Source organism: uncultured Cellulomonas sp. (assembly GCF_963527515.1).
GTDB lineage: Bacteria > Actinomycetota > Actinomycetes > Actinomycetales > Cellulomonadaceae > Cellulomonas.
Map to the genome: position 1 here is coordinate 1 of NZ_CAURTV010000078.1, position 16,618 is coordinate 16,618.

19 protein-coding genes are annotated in these 16,618 nt (G+C 73.3%); 1 reads left to right on the top strand and 18 read right to left on the bottom strand.

From position 1 onward, the window contains the following. The 15 genes from RYN42_RS15120 to RYN42_RS15190 all read right to left on the bottom strand — a co-directional run. Positions 1-455 (bottom strand): magnesium chelatase domain-containing protein (locus RYN42_RS15120; RefSeq protein WP_315097489.1); only part of this gene is annotated, 455 nt, incomplete at its 3' end. Next, on the bottom strand, positions 456-812 hold the full coding sequence (locus tag RYN42_RS15125; RefSeq protein ID WP_315097491.1) for a YraN family protein: 357 nt from the start codon (positions 810-812) through the stop codon (positions 456-458). It lies immediately after the preceding gene. Between the two features lie 114 nt (positions 813-926). Next, complete coding sequence (locus RYN42_RS15130) at positions 927-1,250, bottom strand: DUF2469 domain-containing protein (protein ID WP_055922267.1); 324 nt, start codon at positions 1,248-1,250, stop codon at positions 927-929. Between the two features lie 58 nt (positions 1,251-1,308). After that, positions 1,309-2,076 carry a ribonuclease HII gene (locus RYN42_RS15135; protein ID WP_315097497.1) on the bottom strand — a complete coding sequence of 256 codons (768 nt, stop codon included), beginning with the start codon at positions 2,074-2,076 and terminating at the stop codon, positions 1,309-1,311. Then, positions 2,073-2,939 carry a signal peptidase I gene (gene lepB, locus RYN42_RS15140; protein ID WP_315097499.1) on the bottom strand — a complete coding sequence of 289 codons (867 nt, stop codon included), beginning with the start codon at positions 2,937-2,939 and terminating at the stop codon, positions 2,073-2,075. Before lepB ends, RYN42_RS15135 begins: the two co-directional genes overlap by 4 nt. Positions 2,940-3,099: 160 nt before the next feature. Beyond that, positions 3,100-3,468 (bottom strand): 50S ribosomal protein L19, encoded by a 369-nt coding sequence (gene rplS / locus RYN42_RS15145; RefSeq protein ID WP_315097501.1) that lies wholly within the window; start codon positions 3,466-3,468, stop codon positions 3,100-3,102. Positions 3,469-3,704: 236 nt separating this feature from the next. Further along, positions 3,705-4,475: a tRNA (guanosine(37)-N1)-methyltransferase TrmD gene (gene trmD, locus RYN42_RS15150; protein ID WP_315097503.1), complete on the bottom strand. Its 771-nt coding sequence runs from the start codon at positions 4,473-4,475 to the stop codon at positions 3,705-3,707. Position 4,476: 1 nt separating this feature from the next. Continuing rightward, positions 4,477-5,037: a ribosome maturation factor RimM gene (rimM, locus tag RYN42_RS15155; protein WP_315097522.1), complete on the bottom strand. Its 561-nt coding sequence runs from the start codon at positions 5,035-5,037 to the stop codon at positions 4,477-4,479. Positions 5,038-5,116: 79 nt separating this feature from the next. Continuing rightward, positions 5,117-5,356 carry an RNA-binding protein gene (locus RYN42_RS15160; protein WP_055922281.1) on the bottom strand — a complete coding sequence of 80 codons (240 nt, stop codon included), beginning with the start codon at positions 5,354-5,356 and terminating at the stop codon, positions 5,117-5,119. Then, on the bottom strand, positions 5,356-5,781 hold the full coding sequence (gene rpsP, locus RYN42_RS15165) for a 30S ribosomal protein S16 (protein ID WP_175347494.1): 426 nt from the start codon (positions 5,779-5,781) through the stop codon (positions 5,356-5,358). The genes RYN42_RS15160 and rpsP overlap by 1 nt, the downstream gene beginning before the upstream one ends. Before the next feature lie 165 nt (positions 5,782-5,946). Beyond that, on the bottom strand, positions 5,947-7,047 hold the full coding sequence (locus RYN42_RS15170; RefSeq protein ID WP_315097524.1) for an amidohydrolase family protein: 1,101 nt from the start codon (positions 7,045-7,047) through the stop codon (positions 5,947-5,949). Then, positions 7,044-8,636, bottom strand: a complete 1,593-nt coding sequence (ffh, locus tag RYN42_RS15175; RefSeq protein WP_315097508.1) for a signal recognition particle protein — start codon at positions 8,634-8,636, stop codon at positions 7,044-7,046. Before ffh ends, RYN42_RS15170 begins: the two co-directional genes overlap by 4 nt. Positions 8,637-8,660: 24 nt before the next feature. Continuing rightward, the gene (locus RYN42_RS15180) at positions 8,661-10,457 is read right to left on the bottom strand and encodes a [protein-PII] uridylyltransferase (protein ID WP_315097510.1); all 1,797 of its coding nucleotides are present in this window, start codon (positions 10,455-10,457) and stop codon (positions 8,661-8,663) included. A 22-nt stretch (positions 10,458-10,479) separates the two neighbouring features. Beyond that, positions 10,480-10,821 carry a P-II family nitrogen regulator gene (locus tag RYN42_RS15185; protein WP_315097512.1) on the bottom strand — a complete coding sequence of 114 codons (342 nt, stop codon included), beginning with the start codon at positions 10,819-10,821 and terminating at the stop codon, positions 10,480-10,482. Then, positions 10,821-12,131 carry an ammonium transporter gene (locus RYN42_RS15190; protein WP_315097514.1) on the bottom strand — a complete coding sequence of 437 codons (1,311 nt, stop codon included), beginning with the start codon at positions 12,129-12,131 and terminating at the stop codon, positions 10,821-10,823. Before RYN42_RS15190 ends, RYN42_RS15185 begins: the two co-directional genes overlap by 1 nt. 250 nt (positions 12,132-12,381) lie before the next feature. Between RYN42_RS15190 and RYN42_RS15195 the strand changes: the two genes are divergently transcribed. Then, the gene (locus RYN42_RS15195) at positions 12,382-13,899 is read left to right on the top strand and encodes a hypothetical protein (RefSeq protein ID WP_315097515.1); all 1,518 of its coding nucleotides are present in this window, start codon (positions 12,382-12,384) and stop codon (positions 13,897-13,899) included. A 97-nt stretch (positions 13,900-13,996) separates the two neighbouring features. On the opposite strand, the gene ftsY is transcribed toward RYN42_RS15195, so the two are convergent. The 3 genes from ftsY to RYN42_RS15210 all read right to left on the bottom strand — a co-directional run. Then, on the bottom strand, positions 13,997-15,169 hold the full coding sequence (ftsY, locus tag RYN42_RS15200) for a signal recognition particle-docking protein FtsY (protein WP_315097518.1): 1,173 nt from the start codon (positions 15,167-15,169) through the stop codon (positions 13,997-13,999). 61 nt (positions 15,170-15,230) lie between these two features. Then, positions 15,231-15,560 (bottom strand): hypothetical protein, encoded by a 330-nt coding sequence (locus RYN42_RS15205; RefSeq protein WP_315097520.1) that lies wholly within the window; start codon positions 15,558-15,560, stop codon positions 15,231-15,233. Positions 15,561-15,658: 98 nt separating this feature from the next. Then, positions 15,659-16,618: AAA family ATPase (locus tag RYN42_RS15210; RefSeq protein WP_315097521.1), on the bottom strand; the 960-nt coding region annotated here is incomplete at its 5' end.

The following is a 16,618-nucleotide window of genomic DNA, read 5'->3' on the forward strand; positions in this document are numbered from 1 at the left end:
CCCGGGACCAGCCGCGCCTCCGCGGCGTTCGCCTCCGCGACGACGACGCGGCAGTGACCGGCGGCGACCGCCGCCGCGACCGCAGGCAGCACCCCGCGGACCGGTCGGAGCCGGCCGTCGAGGCCGAGCTCGCCCAGGTGCACGACACGCAGCGGTCCCGCCGGGTCGATGGCCTCGGCGCCGGCGAGCGTGGCCACGGCGATGGCCAGGTCGAAGCCCGAGCCGGACTTGGGCAGCGTCGCGGGTGAGAGGTTGACCGTGATCCGCCGGTTGGGCCACGCCAGCCCCGAGGACGTGACCGCGGCGCGCACCCGGTCCCGCGACTCGGCCAGCGAGGCGTCGGGCAGGCCGACGAGCGTGAACGCGGGCAGGGAGGGCGCCAGGTGCGCCTCGACGTCCACCACGTGCCCGGTGAGCCCGACCAGCGCGACTCCCAGGGTGCGGCCGAGCACCACTCAGACCACCCCCACGAGGTGGTCCACCTGGGCGGCGCCGCGCGCGGGCAGCAGCACCGCGATCACGTCGACGCGCACCGACGCGGGGTGCACGTCGTGGGCGGCCAGCCACTGCGCGGCAAGGCGCCGGACCCGGGCGAGCTTGCGCGGGGTCACCGCCTCGGCGGGGTGCCCGAACGCGATCGACCTCCGCGTCTTGACCTCGACGACCACGAGCTCGTCGCCGTCGAGGGCCACCAGGTCGAGCTCACCGTCGCGCGTCCGCCAGTTGCGGTCCAGCACGTCCCACCCGCGGCCCAGCACGTGCGCTTCCGCCACGTCTTCCCCGTACCGCCCCACTGCGTCCTTCGCGCGCACCGGACCACCTCCGCGCCGCACGCTGCCAGCGCGTCGCGCACCGGGGCGGGACGTCGACCATGCCCGTGGGCCGGCCGGCGGGCGCGAGGGCTGTGGGCGGCTCGGTGAGCCTCGTCAGCGCGCGAAGCCGGCGCTGCCGCCGAGGTCGAGCTCAGCCTTGGCCAGCTCCTCGACGTTGACGTCCTTGAACGTCACCACGCGCACGGACTTCACGAACCGGGCGGAGCGGTACACGTCCCACACCCAGGCGTCGGCAAGCGTCAGCTCGAAGTAGACCTCCCCCGCCGCCGACCGCACCTGCAGGTCCACCTGGTTGGCCAGGTAGAACCGCCGCTCGGTCTCCACGACGTAGGAGAAGAGCCCCACGACGTCGCGGTACTCGCGGTACAGCGCGAGCTCCATGTCGGTCTCGTAGTTCTCCAGGTCCTCCGCGCTCACCGGGACATCATCCCCCATGCGTGTGGCCTGGAGCGCGCGTGACCCGGCGCGGCGACGGTCAGTACGGTCCGTCGGGGTCGAGCTCGAGGTCGAGGTCGTCGAGATCCAGCGGGGACTCCTCGCCCGCTCCCGGCAGTCGCCACGACCGTCGGTGCAGGACGCACGGCCCGAGCTCGCGCAGCGCGGCCATGTGCTCCGGCGACGCGTACCCCTTGTTCTCGTGCCAGCGGTAGGCGGGGTGCTGGGCGGACAGGTCCACCATCATCGCGTCGCGCTCGCACTTGGCCAGCACGCTGGCCGCTGCCACGGACGCGCAGGTCCGGTCCGCCTTGACCTTGACGTGCACGCGCGGTGCGGGCACGTCCGGCTCGTCGTCGAGGGCGAAGAGGTCGGCCTGCGCCGGCCGGGACAGCCAGTCGTGCGACCCGTCCAGGAGCACGACATCGACGGGTCCCACGACCGCGCTCACCGACGCCAGCGCCCGGGTGCCCGCGAGACGGAGCGCGGCGATGATCCCGACCGCGTCGATCTCCTCCGCGCTGGCGTGCCCGACCGCCCGGGCCAGCCCCCAGCGGCCGAGGGCGGGCAGGAGGCGGGTGCGGGCGGCCGGCGCGAGCAGCTTGGAGTCCGCGACGCCCTTGGGCGCCGACCGGGTGGTCACATCGACGACGACGACACCGACGCTGACCGGCCCCGCGAGGGAACCGCGTCCCACCTCGTCCATGCCGGCCAGCAGCCGTGCACCGTCGCGCAGCAGGCCGCGCTCGTGGCGCAGGTGCGGGGCGGTCCGCGGGACCGTCGTCCGGGGTGCGGCGAGCAGCGTCATGGCTGCGCGGGCACGTCCGTGAACGTGCTGGTCGGGTTGCGCAGCGGGCCCATGCGCTCCACGGGCCACACCGTCACGAAGGCCATGCCCACCACGTTGTCGACGGGCACCGACCCACCGCCGGGCTTGCCCTGGTTGTACCGGGAGTCCGACGAGTGGGATCGGTTGTCGCCCATGACCCACACGCTGTCGTCCGGCACGGTGACGTCGAACGCGATGTCGCTGGGCTGCACCCCGGCCGCGAGGTAGGGCTCGTCGAGCGGCTCGCCGTTCACGGTCACGGGCTCTCCCGCCCCGGCGCAGGCGACCCGGTCACCCGGCAGCCCGATGAGGCGCTTGACCAGGTGCTCGTTGGCGTCGGCCGGGTAGAGCCCGATGAACGTGAGCGCGGAGTTGACCGCGCCCTGCAGCGGGCCCGGCTCGGGGGTGACGTCCGCCGGCAGCCACCCACCCGGGTCCTTGAACACGACGATGTCACCGCGGCGCAGGTCGAAGGGACCGGGCGTGAGCTTGCTGACCAGGATCCGGTCGTGCTCGATGAGCGTGTCGTGCATGGACTGGCTCGGGATGAAGAACGCCTGCACCAGGAACGTCTTGACCAGCAGCGACAGGACGATCGCGCTGACCAGGATGATCACCGTCTCGCGCAGCAGGGAGCCGGCCCCGCTCGGGCGCCGTGCGGCGGCGTGGCGTCGCGTCGCGGAGTGCGCGGTGACCCCCGCGTCGGGGGCCGTCACGTCGGGGAGCCTGGGTCCGGGCTGCCCGGGACGCGCGCCTGCGAGGTCACCCTGCGGCGCCTCCTGACCCGGCCACGACGTGGGCGACGAGGTCTCGTCGAGGTCGCGCGCGGGTCGGTCGATCACCCGCACACTCTCGCACGCGGCGCGCCCGGACGCGTAAAGGACCACCCCGCGAGATCCGACCTGTGTCGCCCGTCACCCGTCCCGTGACCGGGTGACCGGGAACGCCGACGGGCGGCCACCGAATCGGTGACCGCCCGTGGGACGTCGCGTGCGAGAGGGCTCAGGCCTTCTTCGCGGCGGGGGTGAAGTCCCGCTTCTCCTTGATCTTGGCCTTCTTGCCACGGAGCTTGCGCAGGTAGTACAGCTTCGCGCGCCGCACGTCGCCGCGGGTCAGGACCTCGATCGACTCCAGGCTCGGGGAGTGCACGGGGAACGTGCGCTCGACGCCGACCTGGAAGCTGACCTTGCGGACCGTGAACGTCTCGCGGACGCCGTCACCCTGACGACCGATGACGACACCCTGGAACGCCTGGATGCGAGAGCGGTTGCCCTCGACGACCTTGACGTTGACCTTCAGGGTGTCACCGGCGCGGAAGTCCGGGATGTCGGAGCGCAGCGATGCTGCATCGACACTGTCGAGAGTGTGCATGTGATGTCACTTCCCCGCCCTGCCACAGGTCAGGAACGTCGTCGAGGGCGTCACGGCTGCCCAGTGCAGGGCAGGACCGGCGTCCTTGGTCTGATGGTCGGGTGCGTCCGGGTCGAGCCCGGGTGGTCGTGAGTCGTCTCCCCTGTGGCAGAGACGCGACCTGCGCGCACCAACGGGCAAGTCTGCCACAGGCAGCACCGCTCCAGTAAATGCACCGGTCAATCCCGTGCCCGACCTCACGCGCGGGTCAGGCGTCCGTCCTGCGGCTCCCAGCCCAGTCGGGCGAGCAGGGCGAGGTCGCGCGCGTCCAGGTCGTCCACGGGGAGAGCCTCGACGAGGTCCGGGCGGCGGGCCGCGGTGCGCTCCAGCGCGGTGTCCCGTCGCCACCGGGCGATCCGCGCGTGGTGCCCGGACAGCAGCACGTCGGGAACCTCGAGCCCGGCCCAGGCCGGAGGCTTGGTGTAGACGGGGTACTCGAGCAGGCCGGCCGCGCCGTGCGACTCCTCGACCAGCGACTCCGGGTTCCCGACGACGCCGGGCAGCAGGCGCGCGACCGCCTCGACGACGACCAGCGCGGCGACCTCTCCCCCGTTCAGCACGTAGTCGCCCAGGGAGAACTCGGTGACGCGGCCCCGGGCGCGGTAGTGCTCGGCCACGCGGGCGTCGATGCCCTCGTACCGACCGCACGCCAGCACCAGGTGGCTCTCGCCGGCGAGCGCCTCGGCGGTGCGCTGCGTGAACGGCTCCCCCGACGGCGTCGGCACCAGCAGGTGCGCGTCCTCGTCGAGCAGCTCGTCCAGCGCCGTCCCCCACACGTCCGGGCGCATCACCATGCCGGCGCCGCCCCCGAACGGGGTGTCGTCGACGGTCCGGTGCCGGTCCGTGGTCCAGTCCCGCAGGTCGTGCACGCGCAGGTCCAGCAGGCCGCTCGTGCGCGCCTTGCCGACGAGGGAGAGCTCCAGCGGGGCCAGGTACTCGGGGAAGATCGAGACGATGTCGATGCGCACGTCAGTCGTCGGCCTTGTCGCGGGGTGACACCGTCTCCTCGGAGACGACCAGGTTGGCGGCGTCGGACGCCAGGAGGCCGCCGGGCGGGTCGAGCACCACGCGGCCGCCGGCGACGTCGACCACGGGGACCATCACCGTGACGAACGGGATGAGGGTGCGTGCGCCGTCGGGCTCCCGCAGGACCAGCATGTCGTGCGCAGGCAGGTGCTCCAGACCGACGATCTCGCCCAGCACCCGGCCGTCGACGTGCTCGGCCCGCAGGCCCGCCAGCTCGTGCGGGTACCAGGCGTCGTCCTCGTCGGACGCGTCCTCGTCGACCACCAGCTCGGTCCCCCGCATGGCCTCGGCCATGGTCCGGTCGCCGATCTCCGCGAAGGTCACGAACCAGCGGTCCTGCTGCGTCCGGGTGCTCACGACCGTGAGCGGGCCGCGCGCGACCGGTTCGGTGAGCAGCACGGCACCGACCACGAAGCGGTCCTCCGGGTTGTCGGTCCGCAGGTCGAGGGCGACCTCTCCGCGCAGGCCGTGGGCACGGCCGATCCGCGCGACGGTCAGCTGCATGGTGGTCCTCACGATCGAAGTGGGCAGTCATGGCGAAGGCCCGGTCCCCAGGCTAGGGGACCGGGCCTTGCGCAGGAGATCAGCGCCGGTCGACGTCCACGACGTCGACGCGGACCGCGCCGTCCGTCGAGAGCGCACCGACGACGGTGCGCAGCGCGCGGGCCGTTCGACCGCCGCGGCCGATGACGCGGCCGAGGTCGTCCGGGTGCACGCGCACCTCGAGCAGGTCCCCACGACGCAGCGTCGACGCGTTCACGCGGACGTCGTCCGGGTGGTCGACGATGCCGCGCACCAGGTGCTCGAGAGCGTCGGCGAGCATCAGGCCTGCTCGTCCTCGGCCGGAGCCTCGGCAGCGGCGGCCTTCTTCGCGGCGGCCTTCTCGGACGCCTTGGCCTTGGCCTTCTCGGCGTCGAGCGCGACGGCCTCGATGGCATCCTTCGGGTCGACCTTGTCGGCCTTGGTGCGCAGGGTGCCCTCCTGGCCGGGGAGGTTCTTGAACTTCTGCCAGTCACCGGTGATCTTGAGGAGCACGGCGACCTGCTCGGTCGGCTGCGCGCCGACGCCGAGCCAGTACTGCGCACGCTCGGAGTCGACCTCGATGAACGAGGGCTCCTCGGTGGGGTGGTACTTGCCGATCTCCTCGATCACGCGGCCGTCGCGCTTGGTGCGCGAGTCGGCGACGACGATGCGGTAGTACGGAGCGCGGATCTTGCCGAGACGCTTGAGGCGGATCTTGGTGGCCACGGTGTGGTCTTCTCCTGATGTCTGCTGTGGGTGACCTGCCCGCGCATTGCCCGTGGGGTGGGCGCGCCGGGAAGGTCGGGGACACGACGAACGCAGGTAGAGGGGCTGCAGACGTCGGGTACAGCCGACCATTGTGCCAGATGCGGGCGACCGCTCCCAACACGCTCAGTGCCCGCCGACGACCGCTCCCCTGAGCACCACCGCTGCGGGCGCCGCGAGCACGCCGATCTCGACGCGGGGATCGGCGTCGTACACGACGACGTCGGCGCTCTCGCCCTCCGCGATGCCGGGAACCCCGAGCCACGCGCGCGTCCGCCAGCTCGCCGCGGCGACCACGTCGCGCGCCGGCAGTCCGGCGCGGACCAGCTCGGCAGCCTCGTCGGCGATCCGGCCGTGCGCGATCGTGCCCCCGGCGTCGGTGCCGACGAGCACGGGGACGCCCGCGTCGTGCAGGTCCCGGACGAGCTGGTACCGGTGCGCGTGCAGCGCCCGCATGCGCGCGGCGAACAGCGGGTAGCGCGAGCCCTGGGCCGCGATGGCCTCGAACTGCGCGATCTGCAGGAGGGTCGCCGTGACCGGGATCCCGGCGGCGGCGATGCGCTCGATCTGGCTCGCGGTCGCCCCGGTGGCGTGCTCGAGGCAGTCGACCCCGGCGTCGAGCAGGGCGTCGAGCGACTCGGTCGCGAAGGTGTGGGCCGTGACTCGCGCACCCGCGTCGTGGGCGGCGGCCACCGCCTCGGCGAGCACGTCGTCCGGCCACAGGGGGCGCAGGTCGCCGTCGGCACCGAGGTCGCGGTCGATCCAGTCGGCGACGAGCTTGACCCAGCCGTCCCCGCGGGCGGCCTCCTCGCGGACGGCGTCCGGCAGCTGCTGGACGTCGGCGAGCTCGCGGCCGTAGTGCCGCAGGTACCGCTTCGGACGGGCCAGGTGCCGGCCCGCGCGGATCAGCCGCGGGAGGTCGTCGCGCTGGTGCACCCAGCCGGTGTCCGCCGGCGAGCCCGCGTCCCGGACCAGCAGGACTCCCGAGTCGCGGTCGGCCAGCGCCTGCGTCGAGGCCGTGCCGTCGTCGACCGGGCCGTCCGCCGCGAGCCCGATGTGGCAGTGCACGTCGACCAGCCCCGGGAGGACCCAGCCCTCGAGCACGGTCTCGGGCGACGCCGCCGGACGCTCGAACGTGAGGCGACCGCCGACCACCCAGGCCTCGCCCACCTCGCGCTCGTCGTCGAGCACGACCGTGCCGCGCAGGTGCAGCACCACGGGGGTCAGCGCCCGCCGAGGAACCGGTCCAGGCCGGCGGGCAGCTCGATCTCGGTGGGCTTGGTCGGCTCGGCCTGCGGGGCGAGGCCGAACGCAGACCCCTGCGGCGCGGCCGGGCGGCTCGTGATGCCACGCTCCTGCTCCGCGCGCTTGGCCGGGTTGCCCGACTTGCCCTTGGCCTTGCGGACCGGGGGCGCCGTGCGGCCGCGCGACTTCTTGCCGCCCATCCCCGGCAGGTTCCCCATGCCGGGAGGCATGCCGGGCATGCCGCCGCCCTTGGCCATCTGCTTCATCATCTTCTGCGCGCCGTCGAAGCGCTCCAGCAGCTGGTTGACGTCGCTGGGCTTGGTGCCCGACCCGGCAGCGATGCGCGAGCGGCGCGAGCCGTTGATGATCTTCGGGGTCCGACGCTCCGCGGGGGTCATCGACCGGATGATCGCCTCGATGCGGTCGACCTCGCGCTCGTCGAAGTTGTCGAGCGCCTCCCGCATCTGCCCCATGCCCGGCAGCATGCCCATCATCTTCTTCAGCGGGCCGGCGTTGCGCAGCTGCTGCATCTGCGTGAGGAAGTCCTCGAGCGTGAGGTCCTGGCCGGACGCCAGCTTGTCGACCATCTCCTCGGCCTGGCCGGCGTCGAACGCCTTCTCGGCCTGCTCGATGAGCGTGAGGATGTCGCCCATGTCGAGGATCCGCGACGCCATGCGGTCGGGGTGGAACACCTCGAACTCGGTGAGCTTCTCACCCGTGGACGCGTACATGATCGGCTTGCCGGTCACGCTGGCCACCGAGAGTGCGGCACCACCGCGGGCGTCGCCGTCGAGCTTGGAGAGCACCACGCCGGTGAACCCGACGCCGTCGGCGAACGCCTGCGCGGTGGTGACCGCGTCCTGGCCGATCATCGCGTCGATGACGAACAGGATCTCGTCCGGGTCGAGCGCGTCGCGGATGTCGGAGGCCTGCTGCATCAGCTCGGCGTCGACACCGAGCCGGCCGGCCGTGTCCACGATGAGGACGTCGTGGAGCCTGGTCTTGGCGGTCGCCAGTCCCTCGCGCGCGACCGCGACGGGGTCGGCACCGGAGGGCATGACGTCGTCGCTGCCCTGGTTGCCGGGGTGCGGGGCGAACACGGGGACCCCGGCGCGCTCCCCCACCACCTGCAGCTGCGTGACGGCGTTCGGCCGCTGGAGGTCCGCCGCGACGAGCAGCGGCGTGTGGCCCTGGGCCTTGAGGTGCACCGCGAGCTTGCCGGCCAGCGTCGTCTTGCCCGCACCCTGCAGACCCGCCAGCAGGATGACCGTCGGGGGGTTCTTGGCGAGGTTGAGCGTGCGCGTCTGGCCACCGAGGATGGCGACGAGCTCCTCGTTGACGATCTTGACGACCTGCTGCGCGGGGTTCAGCGCACCCGACACCTCGGCCGACAGCGCGCGCTCGCGCACGGCGCCGGTGAACGAGCGCACGACGGACACGGCGACGTCGGCGTCGAGCAGCGCCCGGCGGATCTCGCGCACGGTGGCGTCGATGTCCGCCTCGGACAGACGGCCCTTGGTGCGCAGGTTCTTGAAGGTCGACGTCAGTCGGTCGGACAGGGTGGCGAACACCTGGCGGTCCTCACGCTCGGGGGTTCAGGGACGTCCCAGCGTACCTGCCAGCTCCCGGGTGGCCCGTGCCGTCAGGTCGTCGACGAGGGTGGCGCGCCACGTGCTCCACGCCTGCGGGCCGGCCGCGCCGGCGTCGGCCTCGGTCAGCGCGCGCAGGAGCTCGAGCATGTCCGGGCGGTGGTCGACGGCGTCGAGCAGCCGCGCCATGGTCGCCGGGTCGTCGGGGTCTGCGGTCGTCGCCAGCTCCGCGAGCGTGAGGTGCTCGCGCACGAGGCGGGTGACGTCGGCGGCCACCTGGTCGTCGAACCCCATGCGCTCGATGATCGGGCCGGCCAGGCGGGCACCCTCGGTCGAGTGGTCCCCGGCGCCCGCCCGCTTGCCGATGTCGTGCAGCAGCGCCGCGAGCAGCAGCGTCTCGGAGTGCTCGACCGCGCGCTTGTCGCGCCCCGCCCGGGCGACGGTCTCGACCAGGTGCCGGTCGACCGTGTGCCGGTGGATCGCCGAGCGCTGCGGCCGGTTGCGGACCCCCGCCCACTCCGGGATCCAGGTAGTGACCACGCCGGCCAGGTCGAGGGCCTCCCAGATGGGCACCTGCGCGGGACCCGAGCCCAGCAGCTGCAGGAGGTAGCTGCGGGCCGCCTTCGGCCACGGTGCCGGCAGCGGCGGCGTCGCCGTGAGGCTCGCCACGGTCACCGGCGAGAGGCTCAGCCCCGTCCGCGCGGCGGTCGCGGCCGCCCGGAGCGACAGCAGGGGGTCCTCGGCCGGGCGCGCCTCGACCGCGAGCACGATCTCGCCGTCGTGCTCGACCAGGTCCTCCGCGATGGTGCGCAGCCGCGGGGCGCTGCGCCGGCCACGCACGAGCATGGTCGTCCGCGCGGGCCGCTGCAGGGCCTGGCGCGCGTTGCGGACGGTGGTGTCGAGCGCGTAGGAGATGACGCGAGCGGACTCGGCGATGCTCGCCAGCAGGTCGTCGCGGTCGTCGAAGCCGACGAGCGCCGCGACCTCGTCCTGGTCGGCGAGCAGCAGCCGGTTGGTGTGCCGGCGCGTCACCACCTGGACCGTGTCCCGCACGTCGAGCAGGTGGGCGTAGGCCATGTCCACCGCGCCGTGCGGCCGGTCCGTGAGCCATGTGGCGGCGAGCGCGCTCAGCACGACCGCGTCGCGGATGCCGCCGCGCGACTCCTTGAGCTCCGGCTCGATGAGGTAGGCCAGCTCGCCGTGCCGCTCGGCGCGCTGACGCGTGGAGGCCAGCAGCTCCGGCAGGCGGCGGCGGGCCGCGGAGCGCCAGTCCTCCAGGAGCGCGGACTTTGCCCGCGCGATGACGACGGCGTCGCCGGAGACGGGCTGCAGGTCGAGCAGCCCGACGGCTGCCGGCAGGTCCTTCGACGCGACCTGGCGGCACTGGGCGAGGGACCGGACCGAGTGGTCGAGGTCCAGCCCGGCGTCCCAGATGGGGTACCAGAGCTTCTGTGCGAGCGCCGAGAGCTCCTCGGTCGAGTGCCCGCGGCCTTCGTGCACGAGGAGCAGGTCGAGGTCGCTGACCGGGCTGGCGTCCCCGCGTCCGACGCTGCCGACCGCGCCGAGCGCGATGCCGGACACGTCCTGGCCCTGCGTCGCGATCTCCCACTGCTCCCGCAGCCGGCCGACGACGAGCTCGACGATCGCGGCCCGGCGGGCGATGCCGTCGGCGCCGGGTCCGGTGAGGCCGGCGGCGAGCTCGAGCCGCTCCGTGCGGAGGTCCCGCACCCCGATCGCGGGGTGCGGGACCTCGGGCGACCCGTTCGCGGCCGCGCCCCCCGCGGGCGGCCGTTCCTGTGTCATGTGTGGCAGTCAGCCGTCCTGGTCAGAGCGCGTCGTCGCCGTGCTCACCGGTGCGGACACGAGCCACGTCCTCGACCGGCACGACCCAGACCTTGCCGTCGCCGATCTTGCCGGTCTGCGCCGCACGGACGATGACGTCCGTCACGCTGGCTGCGTCCTCGTCGCTCACGAGCACGTCGATCTTGACCTTGGGCACCAGGTCGACCGTGTACTCGGCCCCCCGGTAGACCTCGGTGTGACCGCGCTGGCGACCGTAGCCGCTGGCCTCGCTCACGGTCAGACCACGGACACCCGCGGCCTCGAGGGCCGACTTGACGTCGTCCAGCCGGTGCGGCTGGATGACCGCCGTCACGAGCTTCGTCATCACTTCACCTCCGTCACGACGCGGGCGCCGACGCCCAGCGTCTCGTATGCGGTCTCAGCGTGGACAGCCAGGTCGATACCGCCGACCTCGGCCTCGTCGGACACCCGCAGGCCGATGGTGGCCTTGAGGATCAGTGCGATGACGTACGTGGCCGTGAAGCTGAAGAGCACCGCGGCGAGCGCGACGATCGTCTGCGTGGCCAGCTGAGTGAGGCCCCCACCGTAGAACAGGCCGTTGAGGGCGCCGTCCGGGTACCAGGTGCTGTTCGCGTCCGTGGCGAAGAAGCCGATGAGGACCGTGCCGACCAGGCCACCGACGAGGTGGACACCGACGACGTCGAGCGAGTCGTCGTAGCCGAACCGGAACTTCAGGCCGACCGCCAGGGCGCAGAGCACACCGGCGACGACACCGATCCCGATCGCACCCCACGTGTCGACCGCCGCAGCGGCCGGCGTGATGGCGACCAGGCCGGCGACGACGCCCGAGGCGGCACCGAGCGACGTGGCGTGACCGTCACGCAGCTTCTCCGTGGCGAGCCAGGCGAGCATCGCGATGCCCGTGGCGAGCAGCGTGTTGAGCCACGCACGGCCGGCCACGTTGTCCGCGGCGAACTCCGACCCGGCGTTGAAGCCGAACCACCCGAACCACAGGAGCGCGGCACCGAGCATGACGAACGGCAGGTTGTGCGGCCGCATGGCCTCCTTGCCGAAGCCGCGGCGCTTGCCGAGCACGAGCGCCAGCACCAGGCCGGCGGTACCGGCGTTGATGTGCACGACCGTTCCACCGGCGAAGTCGATCGGGGTCGAGAGACCCTCGGTGAGCCCGGTCGCGCTGAGCAGGCCACCGCCCCACACCCAGTGCGCCAGCGGCACGTAGACCACGGTCACCCAGACGGCCGTGAAGACGAGCCACGCGCTGAACTTCATGCGCTCGGCCACGGCACCCGAGATGAGCGCGACCGTGATGATCGCGAACGTGGCCTGGTATCCGGCCGCCACGAGGAACGGCACACCGGACGCGGCCATCAGGCTCTGGTCGTCCGTGGCGCCCTGCAGGCCGAAGAAGTCGAACGGGTTGCCCAGCCACCCTCCGCCGAGGTCCGAGCCGAAGACGCCCGAGTAGCCGTAGAGCACCCAGATGAGACCGGCGACACCGATCGCCCCGAAGCTCATCATCATCATGTTCAGCACGCTCTTGCCGCGCACCATGCCGCCGTAGAAGAACGCCAGCCCCGGCGTCATCAGCAGCACGAGCGACGCGGCGGTCAGCATGAACGCCGTGTTCCCGCTGTCCAAAGCGAATTCTTCCATCGAGATCGCCTCTCCACTTGCCAGCCGGGGGTGGCTGGTCCGGGGATCACAGTCGACGAGGCGGGTTTCCGTCGTGGGCGAGAGACGTTACGTCGGTGTGACAAGCGCGACCCGCAGGTAAACGTTCGGTTTCGTGGTGAGCAGCCGTCCAGGAGTCGCGCCCCTTCCCACCCCGTTTCTCCGGGGCGAACCGGATCAAGTTCGCAGCCCGCCGAGCCGATGCCCCTGCATCGACGCACCGGAGGTTCTCGTGGCCGCGCCCCGCCGTGCCGTACCGGCAGCGCTCGCCTGGGTGACCCATCCCGTCACGTGCGTGGCCCTGCTGGTCCTCGTCGTCAACGACCACGTGCTCAAGGCCGCGCTCGGCACGTGGTGGACCGGCAAGCTCTCAGACGCCGCGTGGCTGGTCGTCGCGCCCGCGCTCCTCGCCGCGCTCCTGGCCGGTGCCTCCCGGCTCGTCGGCACCACCCGCGCGTCCGCACGCTCCTGCGCCGCGGTGAGCCTTGCCGCCGTGGGCGCGGGGTTCGTGCTCACGAAGACCTCGTCGGTCGGGGCGCAGGCGGCCTCGGCGGTGCTCAGCGCGGTGGCAGGACCGAGCGTCGTGCTCGCCGACCCGACCGACCTCCTGGCCCTGCCGGCCCTCGTGCTCGCCTGGGCCGTCGCGCGCGCGGCGTCGTCGACGCCCGGTCGGGACCGGCGGCCCGCGCTGGCCTGGGCCGTCATGCTGCCGGTGGTCGTGCTGGCCACGGCCGCCACCAGCCAGATGCCCCCGACCGGCGCGTCGCGCATCGCGGTCGTCGACGGCCGGCTCCTCGTGAGCAGCCTCGACGACGGCTCGTGGTACGTCTCGGACGACGGCTCGCGGTGGCAGCTGGTCCCGTCCTACGACGACGACGCCGAGCAGCTCTCCCGCCGGTTCGATCGCGCCGGGGGGACCGTCGAGAACGTCTGCGCTCCGTCCGGTGACGAGTGCTTCCGGGTGGCGGCCGAGGGTCTCGGCGTGGACCGCAGCGACGACGGCGGCAGCACGTGGAGCACGGACTGGGCGGTCCCCGACGACGTGCTGCCCGCGCTGGCGGCCCGGTACCAGCCGGAAGGCCGACCCCTGCACACCGTCGGGGTCGCCCTCCTGCCCACCGCCGACGGGTTCCGGGTGTACGCCGCGAACGACGGAGACGGCCTGGCCGTCCGCGACGAGGACGGGACATGGACCCGTCTCGGCTTCACGTACCGCTCCCCCGACGAGCGCGTCGTGCCCCTGCCCGGCGAGCCGACGCGGCTCACGCACCCCCTGCCCGCCGGGGTCCCGCTGGCCGTGCCTGCCGCCCTGGTCGCGCTCGGCCTGGTCGCACTGGGTCCGCCACGCGGGACGACCGGCGCCACCCGGACGGCGGGCAGGCTGCTCGCCGCGCTCGCGGTGGTCGTCTCCGCGCTCGTGCTCTGGGCGGACGCGGCCTGGGCCGTCGTCGCGGGCCAGCAGGTGGGCGCTGACGTCACGCTCGGCCCGCTGGTGGCGCCCGCGCTCCTGTGGGCCCTGACGGCGCTCGGCGCGGCGGCCGTCACGGTCGCGACCGCCCTGCTGCGCGGACGACGCACCGTCGCGTACGTCGTCCTGGTGGGCATCGGCGTGGCGCTGGCCGTCGGTCTCGTCCGGCCGTCGGTGCTCGCTGCCGTCACCGCCGTCGCTGTTCTCGCAGCAGGAGCTGCCGCCGCCCGGACGACCTCCGACCAGACGGACGAGACGCGGGCGGCACCGCCCGCGTACTGAGCTGGCTCAGCCCTCGAGCCACGTGGTCTGCCGAGCCTGCGCTTCGACCCCAGCCGTCCAGTCACACGGTCGGGGAGAGCCTGCGCTCCGCTCCGGCTCAGCCCTCCAGGAGGGCGTCGACGAAGGCCTCCGGGTCGAACGGCGCCAGGTCGTCCGGGCCCTCGCCGAGGCCGATGAGCTTGACCGGCACACCCAGCTCCCGCTGCACCGCGACGACGATCCCGCCCTTGGCCGTGCCGTCGAGCTTGGTGAGCACGATGCCGGTGACGCCGGCGACCTCGCTGAACACCCGGGCCTGGTTGAGGCCGTTCTGGCCGGTCGTCGCGTCGAGCACCAGGAGCACCTCCGACAGGGGCGCCTCGCGCGTGATCACCCGCGTGATCTTGCCCAGCTCGTCCATCAGCCCCGCCTTGTTCTGCAGGCGACCGGCCGTGTCGACGAGCACGACGTCGATCCCCTCCGCCCGACCCGTGCGCACGGCGTCGAACGCCACCGCGGCGGGGTCGGCACCGTCGCGGTCCGAGCGGACGGTGTGCACCCCGACGCGCGAGCCCCAGGTCTGCAGCTGGTCGGCGGCGGCCGCGCGGAACGTGTCGGCGGCACCGAGCACGACCGTCTTCCCGTCCGCGACCAGCACGCGCGCGAGCTTGCCCACGGTGGTGGTCTTGCCGGTGCCGTTGACGCCCACCACCAGGACGACCGCGGGGACCTGCGAGCCGTCCGCAGCCGCTCCGTGCGCGGTGTTCAGGGTGCGGTCCAGGGACGGGTCGACGAGCACGAGCAGCTGCTCGCGCAGGAGCGCCCGGACCTGTGCCGGGTCCTTCAGACCCTCCACCCGGACACGGGTGCGGAGCGCGTCGATGAGCTCGCCGGTGGGCCCGGCCCCCACGTCGGCGAGCAGCAGGGTCTCCTCGAGCTCGTCCCAGTCGTCCTCGGTGAGGTGGTCCTTGGACAGGACCGCGAGGAGCCGGGCGCCGAGGGGAGAGCCGGAGCGAGCGAGCCGGTCGCGCAGGCGGGAGAGGCGTCCTGCGGTGGGTGCCGGGACCTCGAGCGCCGGGGGCGCCTCCGCCTCCTCCGGCGCGAGCACGTCGGGCGGCGCCGGGGCGGTGGTCTCGACGCCGGGCGCCGGTGCCGGCGCCGGGACGTCCACCGTCGGAGGGGCCTGGGTGGTCCCGCCGCGGCGGCGGCGGACGAGCAGCGTCGTCACCGCGACGACGATGGCCGTCGGGATGCCCGCGGCCAGGAGGATCTCGAGCGTCTCGTTGGTCACCGGGACAGTCTCTCTGCCGCCGGCCCCACGAAGCCAACCGGCGGGTCAGGCGGGCGACTCCTCAGCGGTCGCGGTTGCCTGGGAGCGCGCCGGCGGCCTTGTCCTTGGCCCGCTGGAGCGTCGCCGCCAGGTCGTCGACCTGCAGGTACGCCTCGCCCTCGTCCACGGTCTCCCGGAGGAACTGGGCGAGCGAGAGGTCGACCGGCTCGACGGCGGCGGCCGCAGCGGCGGCCTGCTGGTCGGCGTCCGGGTTCTTGCGCCCTGCCCACCCGCTGCGGAACGTGCGCAGCGGCGACGCGCCCTTGTCCCTGGCCGAGGCAGAGGCGCTGGCGACGAGCAGGACGGCTGCGGCGACGAGGACGGCAAGGAGGATCGCGACGAGAACAGCCATGGCTCCAGTGTCCGCGACCGTCGCTGCCGCGTCTGCGTCCCGCGCGGCGGGAACGTCAAACGGCACACAATCTCCACACCCCGGCGGCGAGCCACCACTCAGACGGCGACGTCCTCGCGCATCCGCTGGCTGATCACGGTGGTGACGCCGTCGCCGCGCATGGTCACGCCGTACAGGGCGTCGGCGATCTCCATGGTGCGCTTCTGGTGCGTGACGACGATCAGCTGGGAGTCCTCCTGGAGCTCCTTGAAGAGCTCGAGCAACCGGCCCAGGTTGGCGTCGTCGAGCGCCGCCTCGACCTCGTCCATGACGTAGAACGGGCTGGGCCGCGCCTTGAAGATGGCCACGAGCAGCGCGACCGCGGTCAGGGACCGTTCTCCGCCCGACAGCAGCGAGAGCCGCTTGACCTTCTTGCCCGCCGGGCGCGCCTCGACCTCGATGCCGGTGGTGAGCATGTTGTCGGGATCGGTGAGGACCAGCCGGCCCTCGCCGCCCGGGAACAGCCGCGGGAACACGACGTCGAACGCGGCGGCGGTGTCGCGGTAGGCGTCGGCGAACACCTGCTCGACCCGCTCGTCGATCTCCCGGACGATCTCCAGCAGGTCGGCGCGCGACTTCTTCAGGTCGGCCAGCTGCTCGACGAGGAACTGGTGGCGCTCCTCCAGCGCGGCGAACTCCTCGAGCGCCAGCGGGTTGACCCGGCCGAGCAGCGAGAGCGCCCGCTCGGCGGACCGCAGCCGCTTCTCCTGCTGCTCGCGCACGTACGGGACCGCCGTCGGCGCGTCCGGGTCCACCTCCGTGCCGGGCACGGTGATGACCGGCACCTCCTGGTGCGGGCCGTACTCGTCGAGCAGGACGGCAGGGTCCAGGCCGAGGTCGTCGATCGCGCGGGCCTGCAGAGCCTCGATGCGCAGGCGCTGCTGCGTGCGGGCGACCTCGTCGCGGTGGGCGACGTCGGTCAGCTGGGCGAGCTCGGCGGCGCGCACGTCCACCTCGGCACGCGCGGCGGTGACCTCGCGGTCGCGGTCGCCGCGGGCCAGCTCGGCGGCGTCCCGCTC